The following is a 1,480-nucleotide window of genomic DNA, read 5'->3' as shown; positions in this document are numbered from 1 at the left end:
CCCGTGATGTATCCGCACAAATACTTGTGTCCACGCTCGTCCGTCCGGTCGATGACTACGGCTTGACGCACACCCGGCACCCGCTGGATCGCCGTTTCAATCTCGCCCAGCTCGATCCGATAGCCCCGGATTTTGACTTGATAGTCCATCCGGCCGATAAAGTCCACATTGCCGTCTGGCATCCACCGCGCCAAATCGCCGGTGCGATACAAACGTTCACCCGGTACGTACGGGTTCGCTACGAATTTCTCGGCTGTCAGGTCCGCACGGTTCAGGTACCCCCGTGCGACCCCGATGCCGCCGATGCACAACTCGCCCAGTACACCGATCGGTACCGGGTTCAGCTGGCTGTCTACGATGTAGAAGCGTGCATTCAGCCACGCCTGTCCAATCGGCACATTCCTGCTGCTTGGCAGTTTCGACAGCTCTTCATCGTAGAAGCTGGAGTCAATCGCCGCTTCCGTGACGCCATAGCTGTTGATGATACGGATATCTGCACCAAACCGTTCTTGCAGCACCCGGTAGTCCGTCACGCTGCAGCTATCCGAGCTCGTGATCAGCAGTTCCAGACTGCTCATGTCCAGCCCGTGTTCATGCACATGCTGCATAAACGGTACGATCAGAGCCGGAGTCGATTCGAACACGGTGATTTGATAATCACGAATCCAGCCGTACAGGCGGCTTGGATCAATGCGGTCGTCTTTCGGACAGATGACCATCGTGCCACCATTATAGAGCGTCCGTGCAATATCGCCGACGAACACGTCAAAGGAGAAGCTGGCCAGTTGCAGCAGACGTACCGGGAACTGGTTCAGACGGTAATACCGGCGATACGCCGTAGCCGTATTGACCAAGCTGCGATGCTCGATCATGACGCCCTTCGGACGTCCCGTTGTCCCGGACGTGTAGATCACATACGCCAGATCCTGCGGCTCGTTGATGTGATCGACGTCTGTGACATCTCCGGTATACAGCGACTCATCGTCTAATGCTAGTACAGTGTGCAGACGCAGCCCTGTTGCCAGCTCGGATGCTGCTTCGCGGCCAGACTTCGAATCTGATTTCAAGCTTACACCCTCATTGAGGCTGTCTCTTTCCATCGTTTCAGCGCTAACCGCTGTTTCCAACTCACCCTCGGTCTTTCCTTCGCCTAGAGCCTCTTGGCTTTCATTCAGCCATGCTTGCGTGCGCTCCTGCAAACTGGTTTGGGTCAGCAGTACCGTCACACCGCTGTCCTCCAGCATGAAACGAATGCGCTCGGACGGATAGTCTGCATCCAGCGGCACATAGGCGCCTCCAGCCTTCCATACCGCTAGTACGCCGACCAGCATGTCTACCGAGCGTTCACTCAGAATGCCGACAATGGATTCGCGTCCAATGCCTTCTTTTCGCAGTCTGCGCGTCAATTGGTTCGCACGCTCGTTCAGCTGGCGGTACGTAAGCTGCTGCTCCTCGTACACCACCGCCACATGATCTGGCA

Annotated in this window: 1 protein-coding gene; it reads right to left on the bottom strand. The window is 56.5% G+C overall.

Features of this window, described 5'->3' with window-relative positions; genetic code table 11:
* The coding region (locus tag HFE01_RS26295; RefSeq protein ID WP_181955939.1) for a non-ribosomal peptide synthetase at positions 1-1,480 on the bottom strand (1,480 nt) is incomplete at both ends.

Origin of the sequence: Paenibacillus sp. EKM10P, from assembly GCF_011800655.1 — a bacterium.
Taxonomy (GTDB): Bacteria; Bacillota; Bacilli; order Paenibacillales; family Paenibacillaceae; genus Paenibacillus; species Paenibacillus polymyxa.
The sequence above is the reverse complement of the archived record's forward strand: the minus strand, read 5'-3'. Positions and strand labels throughout refer to the sequence as shown.